A 13567-nucleotide genomic window follows, 5' to 3' on the forward strand; every position below is an offset into this window, starting at 1 on the left:
TCGGGGCGGATATGTGCGGCCGCTACATCCTCCAGCGTGATCCGGCGGGACTGGCGACCTATTTCGAGACGCCTTCCCCCGCGCCCAACTTCGCCGCCTCCTGGAATCTCGCGCCCACGCAGGAGGGGCTGGTCGTCCGCCGGCATCCGCAGACCGGTGCGCGGCACATCGACATCCTCCGATGGGGGCTGGTGCCGCGCTGGGCGAAGGACGCGGCGGGCGCCGCGCGGCTGATCAACGCGCGTTCCGAGACGATCCTCGAGAAGCCGAGCTTCCGCGAGGCGTTTTCGAGGCGCCGCTGCCTCGTCCCCATGGACGGCTTCTATGAATGGCATGCCGAGGCGAAGGCGAGGCAGCCCTTCGCCGTCGCGCTCCGGGACGGCGCGCCCATGGCCGTCGCGGGTCTCTGGGAGGGATGGCGGCGGCCCGACGGCACCTGGCTGCGGAGCTATTCGGTGATCACGACGGCATCGGCGGGTCGCCAGGCGCTGATGCATGCGCGCATGCCCGTGATCCTGCCGCGCGAGGCCTGGGCCAGCTGGCTCGCCGAGGCGCCGGCGCGCGAGGAGGAACTGCGGGGCCTGATGCGGCCGGCGGCGGATTCGCTTCTCGCCTTCTGGCCGGTCGGGGCCCGCGTGGGCCGGGTATCGGAGAACGATGCGGCGCTGCTGGCGCCTGCCGCGCCGGAGCTGCCCGCCGGCCTGGGCGCGCTGCGCGATCCGCCGCCGGAATGGGCAGCGCCCTGACCCCTGCCCCCCGACTTTGAATCCCCTCAGGGCAGGCAGAGCAGGTCCTGGTGCTCCACCCGGACGGCGAGCTGCCCGTCATCGGCCTGGCCGCCCCGCGCCTCCGCCCAGGCGCGGATCTGCGCCGCGCCGCGCCGCTCATGCCGCAGCGCGGCCTCCGCATGGCCGAGCGCCAGCTCATAGGCCATCTCGCGCGACTGGCGCCGCACGATCCAGGGGCTGGGCGCGCGGTGCACCTTGTAGCCATGGGCCGCGAAGACCCGCGCGATCACGGCGGGCGCTTCCGGTCCGAGGGCAATGCCGGAAAAGCCCTTGTCGCGCCGCTGGTCCCGCAGGAAGCCGCGCGCCACCAGGGCGTCCCCCGGCAGCGGCGGCGTGAAACGCTCGCGGCCCGAGACGTTCAGCGCCGCGTAGAAGGGCAGCTTCCGCCGGGCCAGCGCCGCCGCGAGACGGATCAGCCAGCGCTCGGAGACGAGGTCGCAGAGCGCGGAGCAGGTCACCACATCCACGGAATCCAGCGGCAGGCCGGCCGGCGCATCCGCGAGGTTCGTGAGGATGCCCTCGATGCGCCAGGCGCCCTGTGGCGAGTGCACCAGCAAGGCCTTCTTCTGCGGCCAGGTGGCCTTCCAGCCGACATCCTCCGCCGCGTCCATCATGGTGTCGAACGCGCGGGACATCAGCTCGGCATCGGCGTCCGCGAGGATCCACCTATGCGGCCGGGCGACGAAATGGCCGAGCCAGCGCGTCAGGCTGCCGGTGCCGGCGCCGAGGTCGAGGAAGCACGGGCGCGCCTTCTCGTCCACATGCTGCATCAGCCGCTCGGCCAGGCCCGGGTCGCGGGCGGCGGCGTCGAAGGGCTCGCGCAGGTCGAGCCAGTCGCCGTCGAATTCCTCCGCCCCGTCCGGTTCAGTCCCATTCTGCTCAACCATGGCCGGCGGCCTCCAGCTCGGCGACGAAGCGGGTCGCGCGGTCCTCCCAGCGGGGCAGGGCCTGGCCGGCGGCCCAGCTCGCCTCGGCCATCTGTGCGCGCAGCGCCGTGTCGAAGAGCGGCCGCCGCATGCCGCGCGAGAGGCTGTTCGCATCGCCCGGCGCGGCGAGGATCGCCGCCCCCGGGCCGACGAGATCGGCGATCGCGCCGCCGGTGCAAAGCGCCAGCGGCAGGCCGCGCGCCTGCGCCTCGGCCGCGGCCATGCCAAAGCCCTCGAAATGCGTGGCGAGCGCGAAGAGATCGGCCGTCGCGTATTCCTGCTCCAGCGTGCCGTTGTCGACGGCGCCCAGGAAGGTGACGCGCGAGGCCAGCCCCAGCTCCTCGGCCAAGGCCGCGAGACCCTCCGCATGCACCGGATCGGCCGGCGGGCCGGCGACGCGGAGCGTCCATTCGAGGTCGGTGAGTCGGGCCAGCGCGCGCAGCAGCACGTCATGCCCCTTGCGCGGGATGAGCGATCCCACCGAGAGGATGCGCGCCCCGGGCCCGCCGGAGCCGATGGCGCGTGTAGCGGGATCGGTCCCGGGCTCCACCACCCCGATCCGCGAGGGGTCGGCGCCGAGCGGCGGCAGGCCCTTCGCGGTGTAGGGCGAGGTCACGACCAGGCGCCCGCAGGCGGCGAAGAGGGCGCGCTCGCGCTCGGCCAGGGCCTGCTGGTGCGGGCCCGGCTCGAGCGAGGTGGGGTGATGGATGAGGCCCACGGCGCTTCGCGCGGCCAGCTCGTTCGTGAGGCTCGCGAAGGCGGGCAAGGCGAGCCCGTCGATGAGCGGAATCTCGTCGCCCGCGAGACCCGCGAAGGCGGCGCGGGCCGAGGCCTCTGTCGCCTCGTCGGGCATGGGGAAGCGGCCGTCGAGCTCCACGACACGGACCTCGTGGCCGAGGGCGCGCAGGCCGTCGACCAGCCGGCGGTCGTAGAGATAGCCCCCCGAGACCGTGTCGAAGGGGGTGGGGACGAAGAGCGCGATCCTCATTCGAGCGGACCTTCGAAGGCCGCCCAGGCCACGTGGCTCTCGCGCAGCAGCACCTTGATGCCGGTCACGCCGTCGCCGCCCGGGCCCATCCGCCCGTCGCGGCAGGCGGCGGCGAGAAGGCCGTGGATGTGCAGGCAGAGGAATTCGGTCGTCGTGTTCTTCGCCGCGAATTCCGGCACCTCGTCGAGGTTGCGGTAGTCCAGCGCGGCAAGGATTTTTCGCAGCTCGTCCTTGGCCAGGCCGATGTCGATCAGCAGGTGCAGGTCGTCGAGCTTCGGCGCGCGGAACTCCGCTTCCACCACGAAGGTGGCGCCGTGCAGCCGCTGGGCCGGGCCGAACTCGGCGCCGCGGAAGGAATGCGCGACCATGATGTGGTCGACGACCGTCAGGCTGAACATTTGCGGGAAATCCTTGGTCTTGGGCATCCGATTCAGACCTACACGCCTGCGGCGCTTCGGTCATCGGAGGCCTCGGCTAATCGTACAGGATGATGGGGCAGAGCGGCTGCGGCGCGCCAGCCGGCGGGTCCAGCAGCGCGGACATGGAGGACGGCAGCTCCGCGAAGGGAACGGCGGGGCCGACCAGCGCGTCCAGGCGCGGGTCGTCGAGGAAGGAGAGCGCCAGGGCCATGCGATCGGCATAGGCCCGGCGGCCGCGCATGGCGGGCGAAACGCTGCCCACCTGGGTGGAGATCAGCTGCAGGCGCTTCTGGTGGAAGGCGGCGCCGAGCGGCAGGGCCGGCTCGGCATCGCCGAACCAGCTCGCCTCCAGGAGGCGCGCCTCGAAGCCGGCACGGTCGAGCGCCAGGCGAAGCCCGGCCTCGCTGGCGCTGGCATGGACGATCAGCTCCTGTTCGGCCGGGGCGGCCTCCGGCGCGAAGAACTCGCCGCCGAGCGATGCCGCGAGCTTCGCGCGGGCCGGATCGCGATCCACCACGCAAACCCGCAGGCCCGGGATGCGCGCGAGCAGCCAGGCGCAGAGCAGCCCGACCACGCCGGCGCCGATCACCATGGCCCGCTCGCCCAGGCGCGGCGCCGCATCCCAGACCACGTTCAGCGCCGTCTCCATATTGGCGGCGAGCACGGCGCGCCGGTCGGGGATCGCGTCGGGGATGCGCGCGCACATCGCGATGGGCGCCACGAAGCGCGTCTGATGGGGATGCAGGACGAAGACGCGGCGGCCGATCCACTCCGCCGGCCCCTCCTCGACGAGGCCCACCGCCGCATAGCCGTACTTCACCGGAAAGGAGAGCTCGCCCTCCTGCATCGGGCAACGCATGGCGGCATGCTGCGATTCCGGCACGCGTCCGCGATGCACCAGCCGCTCGGTTCCCCGGGAGACGCCGGAGGCGATGGCGCGGATCTGCAGATCGTCCTCGCGCGGGATGCGCAGCCGCTCCTCGCGCAGCTCGCAGCGGCCGGGGGCGACGTGCCAGAGGGCCGTCGCCATGCTTCCGCGCTTCCCGCTCATGCGGCGCGGCGGTCCAGGGCGATGTCGAAGAGCATGTCGGGCTCGATCGGATGGCAGGTCCAGGTCAAGCGCATCCCCTCGGAGATGCGGGCCACCTCCGGCAGGTCGAAGGCCGGGCGGCCGGAGCCGAGGATCATGGGCGCCACCGTGACGTGCAGCCGGTCCAGGCAGCCGGCGACGAGGAAGCGTGAGACGGTCTGCCCTCCCCCCTCGACGAAGATCTTCGTCAGCCCGCGCGCGGCGAGGGCGCGGAGCAGGGCCGGGAGATCGAGGCCGCCGCCCGCGTCGCGGCCGATGCGCAGGGTCTCGGCATCCCCGTGCCGCGGCGGCCCGCCGCAGGAGGTGACCAGCAGCGTCGGCGGCCCGTCCCGGAACAGGCCGTAATCCGCGCCCAGCCGCCGGTCGGGGTCGATCACCACGCGCACCGGCGAGGGGCCAGCCACGTGGCGCGTCGTCAGCCTGGGGTCGTCCGCGCGCACGGTCCCGGCGCCGACCACCACCGCGTCGCAGAGCGCGCGCAGCCGATGGGTGTGGCGGATGTCGCCCGGCCCGCCGATCCATTGGCTATGGCCGAGCCGCGTCGCGATCCGCCCGTCCAGCGTCTGCGCCAGCCGCCCCACGACGACGCAGCCATCCGCGGCGGAGGGGGGAGCCAGGAGGGGCGCGAACAGCGCGGCCAGCGCGCCGGCGCGCTCCGGGCGCCCCGCGAGGAGCGCCTGCCATTCGGGTTCATCCTGCGCGCCATCCATGCGGCGCGGTTATGCCGGAACCGCGCCGCCACCGCGAGGGGGCAGCGCGGCGCCTGCTTCGCGGCTTCCGCCGGAGGGGCGGCTAGGCCGCTTCCGCCGGGGAGGAATCCGGCGTCGCCGCGGATTGGGCCGCCAGGCAGCGGGCGAAGCTCACGAGGGCGCATCTCCGGCGTTGGTCGGCGATCGAGGAGAACATCTCCACCAGCTCCAACAGATCATTCGAAGCAGCCGGCCCGGGCTGGTGCCGTGTCGCTTCGCGCGGCGCGTCGTCGTTCATCAAGGCCTCCGCACGAACGCCGAGGACGGTTGCGATGTCGAGCAACCGGCTCGCGGCGACGCGGGTGGTTCCCACCTCGTAGCGGTGGAACTGGGCGCCGGTCACTCCGACGCGCGCGGCGACCTGCTTCTGCGTCAGCCCGTTCCGCAGGCGCAGGGCCTTGATCCTTCGCCCGACCATGCCGTCCGACGAGGTGGCCGAGCGGCCGCTGTGGCCGAAGGGAATTCCGCCCTGGTTCCCCAACGGCTGGTTCGGCATCGCTGGAGAGGGCATCAGCGTTTTCGACATCATCCTGCCTCCCTGGGAAACGGGTTCCGGCGAGGGAAGACCTCCGCAGGCGTGCAGTTGCTGGAGGACCTGCTCCGGTTGGATTCCAGTAGCGCAGTCCCGTCGCCGCTTCGTCGCGCCGGGAGGGGTTTTGTGTCGCGTCTGTCGCCCGGAAGGCCCTCAGGCCCGTGTGGTGACGGCCAGGGCGGGCGCCTGGTGGGGTGGGCGCCGTAGCCCGCCGCGGCCATAGCCCGGCGCTGCCGAGAGCGGCTTGGCGGCGCCGGCGATGGTCTCGATCACGCGCGATTGCAGCGCGATCGCCGTCTCCAGCAGCTGCCGGTTCTCCCGGCCGAGATCGGCCAGGGAGAGCGCCATCCTCTCGGCCGCCGCGCGCGTCTCGCCCTCGGCGCGCGCGCGGGTGCTCGTGGCCGCGGCCGTGGCTGCGGCGAAGGCATCGGTCGCCTGCATCTTACGCGTGGCCATGGCGGCGGCGCGCGTCATGTCAAGGGCGGCGAGCGCCTCGTTCTCGGCGCGCAAAGCCTCGGCGAGCCGCTCCCCGGCGGCGATCACGGCGTCCATCATGGGTGGGTCTCCTAAGTCTGTTGGGACATTTCCTGCATCCGGATCATGTGCCGCAGCACCATGTCCTGGATTCCGATGCCGCGCCCGGCGCGGGCGGAGCCGGCGGCGAAGCCCTCGACGAGCATGGGCCGCCACTGGGCTTCGGCAGCGCCACCGCCGAAGCTCCCCTGGCCGAGGCTTTCAAAGGCGGGCTGGAGCAGCTGCGCAAAGACCTGCGCCTCGAACCGCTGCGCGACTTCGCGCATGCGCTCCGGCGTCTGGGCCATGGCGGCGCGTTGGGCGGGGGCCAGCATCAGCGCACCTCCAGCTCGGCCCTGCCCGCGGGGCGAACCCGCGGCAAGGAAAGGCGCTGCAGGTTTCGGGACTTCCCCATCAGCGGACCTCCAGCTCGGCCTGCAGCGCACCGGCGGCCCTGATGCTCTGCAGGATGGTGATGAGGTCGCGCGGGCCGACGCCGAGGCTGTTCAGCCCTCGCACCAGCTCGGACAGGGTGATGCCGCCGCGCAGCACGCCCATCCGGCGCTCGCTCTGGTCGTCCAGCTCGATCTGCGTCCGCGGCACCACCACGGTTTCGCCGCCGGCCAGCGGGTTGGGCTGGCTCGCCTGCGGCGCCTCGGTGATGCGGATCGTCAGGTTGCCCTGCGCGATCGCCACCGTGGAGACCCGCACGTTCGAACCCATGACGATGGTGCCGGAGGCCTCCTCGATGATCACCCGCGCCACCTGGTCCGGCTCCACGCGCAGCTGCTCGATCTGGGTGAGGAAGCCCATGGGATCGCGGCCGCCGAGCGTCAGCAGCACGGTGCGGGGATCGGTCGCGCGGGCCACTCCGCCCTGACCTCCCCCGCCGTGGCCTCCCCCGCCTTGGCCTCCCCCGCCTTGGGCGCGGTTGATCGCGGCCGCGATGCGCTGGGCCGTGGTGAAATCCGGGTTGCGCAGCGAGAGCCGGACGTGGTCGCGCCCGGCCATGGTATAGGGGATGGCGCGCTCGACGATGCCGCCGGCCGAGATCCGCGCCGAGGTCGGCACGCCGCGCGAGACCGAGGCGGCCGCCCCGCGGGCCGCGATCGCCCCCGTCGCGACGGCGCCCTGCGCCACGGCATAGACCGCGCCGTCCGCGCCCAGCAGCGGGGTGACCAGCAGCGTGCCGCCGGTGAGGTTCTGCGCGTCGCCGAGCGAGGAGACGGCCACGTCGATCCGGCTCCCCGGCTGCGCGAAGGCCGGCAGGTTGGCCGTGACCATCACCGCCGCGACGTTGCGCGTGTCCAGCCGCGCCTCGTTGTCGCGCGTGTTGACGCCGAGCCGCTCCAGCATGCCGACCAGGGATTGCCGCGTGAAGATCGCGGTGCGCAGCCGGTCGCCGGTGCCGGGCAGGCCAACGACCAGCCCGTAGCCGACGAGCTGGTTGTCGCGCACGCCCTCGACATCGGCAATGTCCTTGATGCGGACCGGCTGGGACGCGGCTGCGTCGGCCCCCAGCAGAAGGAGGGCCGCCGCGAGCGTCTTCACCAGGCGGAAAGGATTTTTTCGCACTCTCGCCAGCACTCCGCGATGACTGGCCGCTCGCGACGGCCTCGGGATGGACAGGGCAACCGCCGTGCCAGCCCTGGGGGCCTCCGGCTGGGCAGATCGTGCCGGGGATGGGGCGGGCTTGCCGCTCCGGGATCGAGGGGCGGCAGAATGCGCCGCCCTGGAGAGGAGATTTGCCGATGCTGACGCCAATCCGGGGCTACACGGCGATCGGGCGAGGAGGGGCCGCGCGGCGCCCGGGCCGCGGCTTCGCCCTGCCGGAGGCCGAGCGCGGGCAGGAACCGGCCGCCGCGGCGCCCGTCGCCAGCCATCCGGGCCTGATCGGGCTGCAGGAGGGCCTGTCCGACACCGAGCGCGACGGCGCGGCGCAACGCCGGGGCAAGGCGCTGCTCGAGGAATTGGAGGGGCTGCAGCTGGCGTTGCTCACGGGCCGCATCGATCCCGGCCGGCTCTCGCGGCTGGCGCAACTGGCCGGGGGCGAATCCGGCGCGGATCCGGCGCTGCGTGACCTCCTGCGCGCCATCTCGCTGCGGGCCCGGATCGAGCTCGAACGGCTTCCCACGGCACCGGCATGAGCGGGACAGGGCGCCCGGGGCGCCGGCTGCGCGATCTTCGGGCAAACTCCGCCGGTAGCCTGGGACAGATGCATGAAATCGCTTCCGCACCATGCACTTGAAGCCAAATCGCCTCTTGGCGGCCGATTAACACTTGAATATGGTCCGGCCGCCCCGGGATCGCGGTCGGCGCCGGGCCGGTCGCTCCACGTGGGGAGGGTCAAGGCTCATGGTCGTCACTCTTCCGCCCGACTACCGTCCCTCGGAAGACGAAGAGTTCATGAATGCCTTGCAGCAGGAATACTTCCGCCAGAAGCTCCTGAGATGGCGCGGCGAATTGCTCCGCGAGGCCGGCGTCACCCTCAACTCCCTCTCCGCCGGCGGCATCTCCGAGCCGGACCTCACCGACAGGGCCAGCGTCGAGACCGACCGCGCCCTGGAGCTTCGCACGCGGGACCGGGCCCGCAAGCTCATCAGCAAGATCGACCAGGCGCTCGACCGGATCTCCAACGGCGCCTACGGCTTCTGCGAGGAGACCTTCGAGCCGATCGGCCTGCGCCGGCTCGAGGCACGCCCCATCGCCACCCTCTCCATCGAGGCGCAGGAGCGCCACGAGAGGATGGAGAAGGTCCACCGCGACGACTGATCCCGCGTAAGCGCGCAGGGGCGTGGCCCGCTCGCGCGGCTTCGGCTCACTCCAGCGCCGTCACGTCCATGGGCGTGGGAATCCACGCATAGCCTTCCTGCTCCTTGGCGACATGGCCGAGCCCCGGCCAGGAGAAGTGGTAGGACAGGATCGCCGTCCGGTCGGTGGCGAAGCGCTCCAGCGCCCTAGCCCGGGTCTGCGCCGACTGCTTCGGATCGGTGTCGAAGGAAAACTCCCAGAGCGGTCGGCGGAGCAGCAGCACCTGGTGATGCGCCAGGTCGCCGGTGTTCACCACCGTCCGGTTGCCCGAGGTCACGGCATAGATGGTATGGCCGACGGTGTGGCCCGGCGCGGCGATGGCCTGGATGCCAGGGACCACCTCCGCCCCGTCGCGCACCATCACCAGCCGGTCGCGATAGGCGTTGAGGTTCTTCGTCGCGCCGTCGATGAAGGCCGTCATGAACTCCGGCCCGCGCTTGTTGGCCGGATCGGTCCAGAAGCGCAGGTCGGCCTCCGTCACGGCGACCTGGGCGTTGGGGAAGTTGCGGTTGCCCTGCGCGTCCACCAGCGCCCAGCAATGGTCGCAATGGGCATGCGTCAGGATCACCATGTCGATCTGCGAGGGCTCGATGCCGGCCGCGCGCATGTTGCGCAGCAGGCGGCCGGTGGTGGGGCCGAACATCTGGCTGGCCGGGCCCATGCTGTCGCCCATGCCCGTGTCGAAGAGCACGAGCTGCCGGCCGGTGTTCACGATGAGCGCGTTCTGCTCGAGGTTGGCGGCGTTCACCGGCAGGAAGTTCGCCCGCATCAGCGCCGCGATCTCCTGCGGCGGCGAGGCGGGGAAGGCCGGCGCCGGCTCGCCCAGCGGCAGGCGTCCATCCGACACGATCGTGGCCTCGAACTCGCCGATGCGGAAGCGGTGCCAGGCGGGCGGGAGCTCGTTGCGGAAGGGGGCGGCGGCCTCTGCCAGCCGTGGCAGGAAGGGCGCGGACGCAAGCGCGGCACCTGCGCCGAGAAGGGTTCGGCGGGGGATATCCATCTGTCTCTCCTCCATGGGCTCGCCGCCATCTCCGGGCAGTGTTGCCGCCGCAACGATAACCCACGCAACCTCCGGATGCCACGAACATGTGAAGACAGCCACGGGTTGTGATCTCGCAGACGCGAAGCTGCCGGTTGCGGAGGCGGCCGCGAAGTCACCAGACTTGCCGGCAACGGAGGAAGCCCATGTCCCCTTGCACCCGCCGCGCCGTCCTCGGTGCTGTCCTGGCCGCGCCGTCCTTCTCCCCGTCCCGCCTTCGCGCCCAGGGCCGCTACCCGGAGAAGCCGCTGCGCGTCTTCGTTCCCTGGACGCCGGGCGGCGCCACGGACATCCAGATGCGCACGGTCTGCGAGATCGCCTCGCGCCATCTCGGGCAGCCCATCGTGGTCGAGAACCGGCCCGGCGCCTCCGGCACGCTCGGGCCCCAGGCGCTGCGCGACGCGAAGCCCGATGGCTACACGCTGAGCCAGATGCCCAACTCCACCTTCCGCATGCCCGCGCTCATGCGGGCGGCCGGCATGGCGCCGCCCTTCGACCCTCTCGCGGAATTCGCCTGGATCATCCGCATGGTCGGCTACATGGGCGGCGTCGTGGTCCGGCCGGACGCGCCCTGGCGGACCATGCCGGAGCTGATCGACCACGCCCGCGCCCATCCGGGGAAGGTCTTCTACGGCACGCCCGGCGCCAATACGACGGACATCGTGCTGCGCCGCGTCGCGCGGCAGGCCGGCATCGACTGGACGGCCGTCGCCTTCCGCGGCGCCGCGCCCAACCTCCAGGCGACGCTGGGCCGGCAGATCGACTTCTCGGCCGAGACCTCGGCCTGGGCCGACATGGCGCTGGAGGGCCGCATCCGGCCGCTGGCCGTCTGGACCTCGCAGCGCGCCGCCCGCTTCCCCGGCGTGCCGACCCTGCGCGAGCTCGGCTACGACTACGTGGCCGAGAGCAGCTACGGCATTGCCGCCCCTCGCGGCACGCCGACGGAGGTGGTCCTCGCCATCCACGACGCCTTCAAGCTGGCGGTACACGACCCGCAGCACCTCGCCGTGCTGGCGCGCTTCGACATGCCGGTGCGCTACCTCGACCCCGAGGGCTATGCCGACGATTCACGGCTCGTGAACGCGCAGGAGATCGAGACGGTGCGCGAGCTGGGGCTGCGGCTCGGCGGCTGACGCCGGGGCCGCGTCCGGCCGGTCGGAAATCGCGGCCGGGAAAGCCGGTCAGCCCGGGGCCGGGATCTCGACATGCCCGCGGCGGTCCGTGCCGTCCTCCATCCTTTCGCCGCCGACCGTGACCAGCTCGCCATGGACGACGGTCGGGCTCGGCGGCTGATCGAGGGGGTTCGACGGGGCGGAGGCGTGGTGAACGACGAAGGCGGCGAAGAGGCCGGCCAGGATAGGAGAGCGGTTCATGACGATTGTTCCCAAGTCACCGGGCGGTCGGGATAGGCCGTCTCGTGCATATACACATAACGCGCCGGGCGCCTCCGGCGACGCGCCATGTCACATGGCCGGCATACGTCGGACCCATGGCGACAGGCCTTGCCAAGGCGGCAGCGCCACCGGGGCGACCTCAGACAGCTATCGCCGCCGTGCGAAGAAGTCGCGCAGCAGGGCGCCCGCCTCGCTTTCCCACACACCCCCCACGACCTCGGGCGCGTGGTTACACTGCGGATGCCGGAACACCCGTGCCCCATGCTCCGTGCCGCCGCCCTTGGGATCATAGGCGCCGAAGACCACGCGGGCGACGCGGAAGAGGCTCGCGGCCTGGGCGCACATCGCGCAGGGCTCCAGCGTCACCCAGAGCGTGGCGCCGGCGAGGTGCTTGTCGCCCGCCGCCCTCGCCGCCGCGCGCAGCGCCAGCATCTCGGCATGGGCCGAGGGGTCGCGCCGCTCCTCCACGCGGTTGCCGGCGCGCGCCAGCAACCTCCCCGCGGAATCGGTGACGGCGGCGCCGACCGGCACCTCCTCGCGCCGCGCGGCCGCGCGCGCTTCCTCCAGCGCGATCTCCATGGGAGTCATGCACGTCTTTTGGCCGGCGGGCCTGTCGCGCGCAAACTTCATCTGGACGCGGGGGCCCCACGCTGCTTCACACCCCGCATGAAACGTCCCGTCATCGGATTGACCCTCGACGCCGAGCCCGCCGGGGGTTGGTCGAAGCTGCCCTGGTACGCGCTCCGGCAGAATTATTTCTCCGCGGTGATCGCCGCTGGCGGCCTGCCCGTCGCGCTCCCCCATGCGCCGGAGCTCGCCGCCGACTACCTCGACGCCATCGACGGCCTGCTGGTCACCGGCGGCGCCTTCGACGTGGATCCCGCCCTCTGGGGCGACGAGGCCCCGCATCCCAAGGTCACGCTGAAGCCCGGCCGCACGGATTTCGAGCTCGCCGTCACGCGGGGCGCGCTGGAGCGCGACGCGCCGGTGCTGGGCATCTGCGGCGGGCAGCAGCTGCTCGCGGTCGCGCTGGGCGCCACGCTCCTCCAGCACATTCCCGACGAGCTGCCGAGCGACATCGCGCACGAGCAGCCCAACCCGCGCACCGAGCCGGGCCACGAGGTCGCGATCGCGCCGGGCACGCTGCTCGCCCGCATCACCGGCCGCGCGCGGATGGCGGTGAACTCGGCGCATCACCAGGCGGTGAAGCAGATCGGCCCGGGGATGGTGGTGAACGCCACGGCGCCCGACGGGCTGATCGAGGGGATCGAGGCGCCGGGGCGTCGCTTCGCCCTCGGCGTGCAGTGGCATCCGGAATACGCGGTGGACGCCGCCGATCCGCTGATCCTGCGCGCCTTCGTGGAGGCCTGCGCATGAACGCCCCGTCGGACGATCGGCGAGGCGACGGCCGCCGGGTGGGCAGCCGCGGGGCGGACAGCCGCAAGCCGAAGCCCGAACAGCCGGACCGGCCGGGCGGCGAGGCCGCGGAGGACAGCTCCAAGCGCGGCGAGCGCATCGCCAAGTGGCTGGCCCGCGCCGGCGTCGCCAGCCGGCGCGATGCGGAGAAGATCATCGCCGAGGGACGCGTGAAGCTCTCGGGCAAGCTCGTCACCCAGCCCGCCACCTTCGTGCAGCCCGACGACCTCGTCTCCGTCGACGGCAAGCCGGTGAACGAGCCCGAGCGCACGCGGCTCTTCCGCTTCCACAAGCCGGCCGGCCTGGTCACCACGCATCGCGATCCGGAGGGACGGCCCACCGTCTTCGAGAAGCTGCCGGAGGGGCTGCCGCGCCTCATCTCCGTCGGCCGGCTCGACCTCAGCAGCGAGGGCCTGCTGCTCCTCACCAATGACGGCGCCCTGGCGCGCCGGCTGGAGCTGCCGAGCAATGCCTGGGTGCGGCGCTACCGCGTGCGGGTCTTCGGCCATATCGACCCGGCCGTGCTCGCCGGGCTGAAGAACGGGATCACCATCCAGGGCGTGCGCTACGGCGGCATCGAGGCCGGGCTCGACAGCCGCAAGGGCGACAATGCCTGGCTGACCCTGGCCCTGCAGGAGGGCAAGAACCGCGAGGTCCGCCGGGTGATGGCGCATCTCGGCCTGGAGGTCTCGCGGCTGCTGCGCGTGGCCTATGGGCCATTCCAGCTCGGCACGCTGGAGCGCGGCGCCGTCGACGAGGTGAACCCGAAGGTGCTGCGCGAGCAGCTGGGCCTCGCTGCGCCGGCCAGGAAGCGCGGCTGATGAACATCGAGCGCGCATTCCCGGAATCCGGCCGCGACTGCGGCCGGCGCCGCCCAACCGACTTACCGGCCCGGCACGCCC

General features: G+C 72.5%; 18 protein-coding genes. 6 read left to right on the top strand and 12 right to left on the bottom strand.

Annotated elements, in window-relative coordinates; all coding sequences use genetic code 11:
• Positions 1–11: 11 nt before the first annotated feature.
• Positions 12–746, top strand: coding sequence for an SOS response-associated peptidase (locus tag EJV46_RS07580; RefSeq protein WP_131547936.1), 735 nt, complete (start codon positions 12–14; stop codon positions 744–746).
• Between the two features lie 26 nt (positions 747–772).
• Here EJV46_RS07580 and EJV46_RS07585 read toward each other — a convergent pair whose 3' ends face one another.
• The 9 genes from EJV46_RS07585 to EJV46_RS07625 form a co-directional block, all read right to left on the bottom strand.
• Entirely contained in the window at positions 773–1675 is a 903-nt protein-coding gene (locus tag EJV46_RS07585; protein WP_131547937.1) for a class I SAM-dependent methyltransferase, read from the bottom strand.
• Complete coding sequence (locus EJV46_RS07590; RefSeq protein WP_131547938.1) at positions 1668–2702, bottom strand: glycosyltransferase family 4 protein; 1035 nt, start codon at positions 2700–2702, stop codon at positions 1668–1670. Before EJV46_RS07590 ends, EJV46_RS07585 begins: the two co-directional genes overlap by 8 nt.
• Positions 2699–3100, bottom strand: coding sequence for a 6-carboxytetrahydropterin synthase (locus EJV46_RS07595; protein ID WP_131547939.1), 402 nt, complete (start codon positions 3098–3100; stop codon positions 2699–2701). The genes EJV46_RS07590 and EJV46_RS07595 overlap by 4 nt, the downstream gene beginning before the upstream one ends.
• A 76-nt stretch (positions 3101–3176) precedes the next feature.
• Entirely contained in the window at positions 3177–4151 is a 975-nt protein-coding gene (locus EJV46_RS07600) for a zinc-binding alcohol dehydrogenase (protein WP_165585394.1), read from the bottom strand.
• Positions 4152–4168: 17 nt separating this feature from the next.
• Positions 4169–4921, bottom strand: a complete 753-nt coding sequence (locus EJV46_RS07605) for a RibD family protein (protein WP_131547941.1) — start codon at positions 4919–4921, stop codon at positions 4169–4171.
• A gap of 82 nt (positions 4922–5003) precedes the next feature.
• Positions 5004–5486 (bottom strand): helix-turn-helix domain-containing protein, encoded by a 483-nt coding sequence (locus tag EJV46_RS07610; RefSeq protein WP_165585395.1) that lies wholly within the window; start codon positions 5484–5486, stop codon positions 5004–5006.
• A 159-nt stretch (positions 5487–5645) separates the two neighbouring features.
• Positions 5646–6047: a hypothetical protein gene (locus tag EJV46_RS07615; protein WP_131547943.1), complete on the bottom strand. Its 402-nt coding sequence runs from the start codon at positions 6045–6047 to the stop codon at positions 5646–5648.
• 11 nt (positions 6048–6058) lie between these two features.
• Positions 6059–6340, bottom strand: coding sequence for a rod-binding protein (locus EJV46_RS07620; protein ID WP_131547944.1), 282 nt, complete (start codon positions 6338–6340; stop codon positions 6059–6061).
• Positions 6341–6419: 79 nt separating this feature from the next.
• Positions 6420–7580: a flagellar basal body P-ring protein FlgI gene (locus EJV46_RS07625; protein ID WP_240782437.1), complete on the bottom strand. Its 1161-nt coding sequence runs from the start codon at positions 7578–7580 to the stop codon at positions 6420–6422.
• A 176-nt stretch (positions 7581–7756) separates the two neighbouring features.
• Between EJV46_RS07625 and EJV46_RS07630 the strand changes: the two genes are divergently transcribed.
• Both EJV46_RS07630 and dksA read left to right on the top strand, forming a co-directional pair.
• A complete protein-coding gene (locus EJV46_RS07630) occupies positions 7757–8152 on the top strand; it encodes a flagellar assembly protein FliX (RefSeq protein WP_165585396.1) in 396 nt (131 codons plus the stop codon).
• 208 nt (positions 8153–8360) lie between these two features.
• A complete protein-coding gene (dksA, locus tag EJV46_RS07635) occupies positions 8361–8777 on the top strand; it encodes an RNA polymerase-binding protein DksA (protein WP_131547946.1) in 417 nt (138 codons plus the stop codon).
• A gap of 46 nt (positions 8778–8823) precedes the next feature.
• Here dksA and EJV46_RS07640 read toward each other — a convergent pair whose 3' ends face one another.
• Positions 8824–9816 carry an MBL fold metallo-hydrolase gene (locus EJV46_RS07640; protein ID WP_206020729.1) on the bottom strand — a complete coding sequence of 331 codons (993 nt, stop codon included), beginning with the start codon at positions 9814–9816 and terminating at the stop codon, positions 8824–8826.
• A 185-nt stretch (positions 9817–10001) separates the two neighbouring features.
• Here EJV46_RS07640 and EJV46_RS07645 point away from each other — a divergent pair, with 185 nt between their 5' ends.
• Complete coding sequence (locus tag EJV46_RS07645) at positions 10002–10988, top strand: tripartite tricarboxylate transporter substrate binding protein (RefSeq protein WP_131547948.1); 987 nt, start codon at positions 10002–10004, stop codon at positions 10986–10988.
• A gap of 48 nt (positions 10989–11036) precedes the next feature.
• Here EJV46_RS07645 and EJV46_RS07650 read toward each other — a convergent pair whose 3' ends face one another.
• Together EJV46_RS07650 and EJV46_RS07655 are read right to left on the bottom strand one after the other, a co-directional pair.
• Complete coding sequence (locus tag EJV46_RS07650) at positions 11037–11228, bottom strand: hypothetical protein (protein WP_131547949.1); 192 nt, start codon at positions 11226–11228, stop codon at positions 11037–11039.
• Positions 11229–11396: 168 nt separating this feature from the next.
• On the bottom strand, positions 11397–11837 hold the full coding sequence (locus tag EJV46_RS07655; protein ID WP_131547950.1) for a nucleoside deaminase: 441 nt from the start codon (positions 11835–11837) through the stop codon (positions 11397–11399).
• A 78-nt stretch (positions 11838–11915) separates the two neighbouring features.
• Here EJV46_RS07655 and EJV46_RS07660 point away from each other — a divergent pair, with 78 nt between their 5' ends.
• Together EJV46_RS07660 and EJV46_RS07665 are read left to right on the top strand one after the other, a co-directional pair.
• Positions 11916–12626, top strand: coding sequence for a gamma-glutamyl-gamma-aminobutyrate hydrolase family protein (locus EJV46_RS07660; RefSeq protein WP_131547951.1), 711 nt, complete (start codon positions 11916–11918; stop codon positions 12624–12626).
• Positions 12623–13486, top strand: coding sequence for a pseudouridine synthase (locus tag EJV46_RS07665; RefSeq protein WP_131547952.1), 864 nt, complete (start codon positions 12623–12625; stop codon positions 13484–13486). Before EJV46_RS07660 ends, EJV46_RS07665 begins: the two co-directional genes overlap by 4 nt.
• The last annotated feature ends 81 nt before the right edge of the window (positions 13487–13567 follow it).

Source organism: Roseococcus sp. SYP-B2431, assembly GCF_004336745.1.
Lineage (GTDB): Bacteria > Pseudomonadota > Alphaproteobacteria > Acetobacterales > Acetobacteraceae > Roseococcus.

Coding starts and splice junctions, on each gene's coding strand:
- EJV46_RS07645 (WP_131547948.1), top strand. CDS start 10,002: ATGTCCCCTTGCACCCGCCGCGCCGTCCTCGGTGCTGTCCTGGCCGCG.
- EJV46_RS07600 (WP_165585394.1), bottom strand. CDS start 4,151: ATGGCGACGGCCCTCTGGCACGTCGCCCCCGGCCGCTGCGAGCTGCGC.
- EJV46_RS07640 (WP_206020729.1), bottom strand. CDS start 9,816: ATGGATATCCCCCGCCGAACCCTTCTCGGCGCAGGTGCCGCGCTTGCG.
- EJV46_RS07590 (WP_131547938.1), bottom strand. CDS start 2,702: ATGAGGATCGCGCTCTTCGTCCCCACCCCCTTCGACACGGTCTCGGGG.
- dksA (WP_131547946.1), top strand. CDS start 8,361: ATGGTCGTCACTCTTCCGCCCGACTACCGTCCCTCGGAAGACGAAGAG.
- EJV46_RS07580 (WP_131547936.1), top strand. CDS start 12: ATGTGCGGCCGCTACATCCTCCAGCGTGATCCGGCGGGACTGGCGACC.
- EJV46_RS07620 (WP_131547944.1), bottom strand. CDS start 6,340: ATGCTGGCCCCCGCCCAACGCGCCGCCATGGCCCAGACGCCGGAGCGC.
- EJV46_RS07665 (WP_131547952.1), top strand. CDS start 12,623: ATGAACGCCCCGTCGGACGATCGGCGAGGCGACGGCCGCCGGGTGGGC.
- EJV46_RS07595 (WP_131547939.1), bottom strand. CDS start 3,100: ATGTTCAGCCTGACGGTCGTCGACCACATCATGGTCGCGCATTCCTTC.
- EJV46_RS07660 (WP_131547951.1), top strand. CDS start 11,916: ATGAAACGTCCCGTCATCGGATTGACCCTCGACGCCGAGCCCGCCGGG.
- EJV46_RS07650 (WP_131547949.1), bottom strand. CDS start 11,228: ATGAACCGCTCTCCTATCCTGGCCGGCCTCTTCGCCGCCTTCGTCGTT.
- EJV46_RS07615 (WP_131547943.1), bottom strand. CDS start 6,047: ATGATGGACGCCGTGATCGCCGCCGGGGAGCGGCTCGCCGAGGCTTTG.
- EJV46_RS07605 (WP_131547941.1), bottom strand. CDS start 4,921: ATGGATGGCGCGCAGGATGAACCCGAATGGCAGGCGCTCCTCGCGGGG.
- EJV46_RS07610 (WP_165585395.1), bottom strand. CDS start 5,486: ATGTCGAAAACGCTGATGCCCTCTCCAGCGATGCCGAACCAGCCGTTG.
- EJV46_RS07630 (WP_165585396.1), top strand. CDS start 7,757: ATGCTGACGCCAATCCGGGGCTACACGGCGATCGGGCGAGGAGGGGCC.
- EJV46_RS07655 (WP_131547950.1), bottom strand. CDS start 11,837: ATGACTCCCATGGAGATCGCGCTGGAGGAAGCGCGCGCGGCCGCGCGG.
- EJV46_RS07585 (WP_131547937.1), bottom strand. CDS start 1,675: ATGGTTGAGCAGAATGGGACTGAACCGGACGGGGCGGAGGAATTCGAC.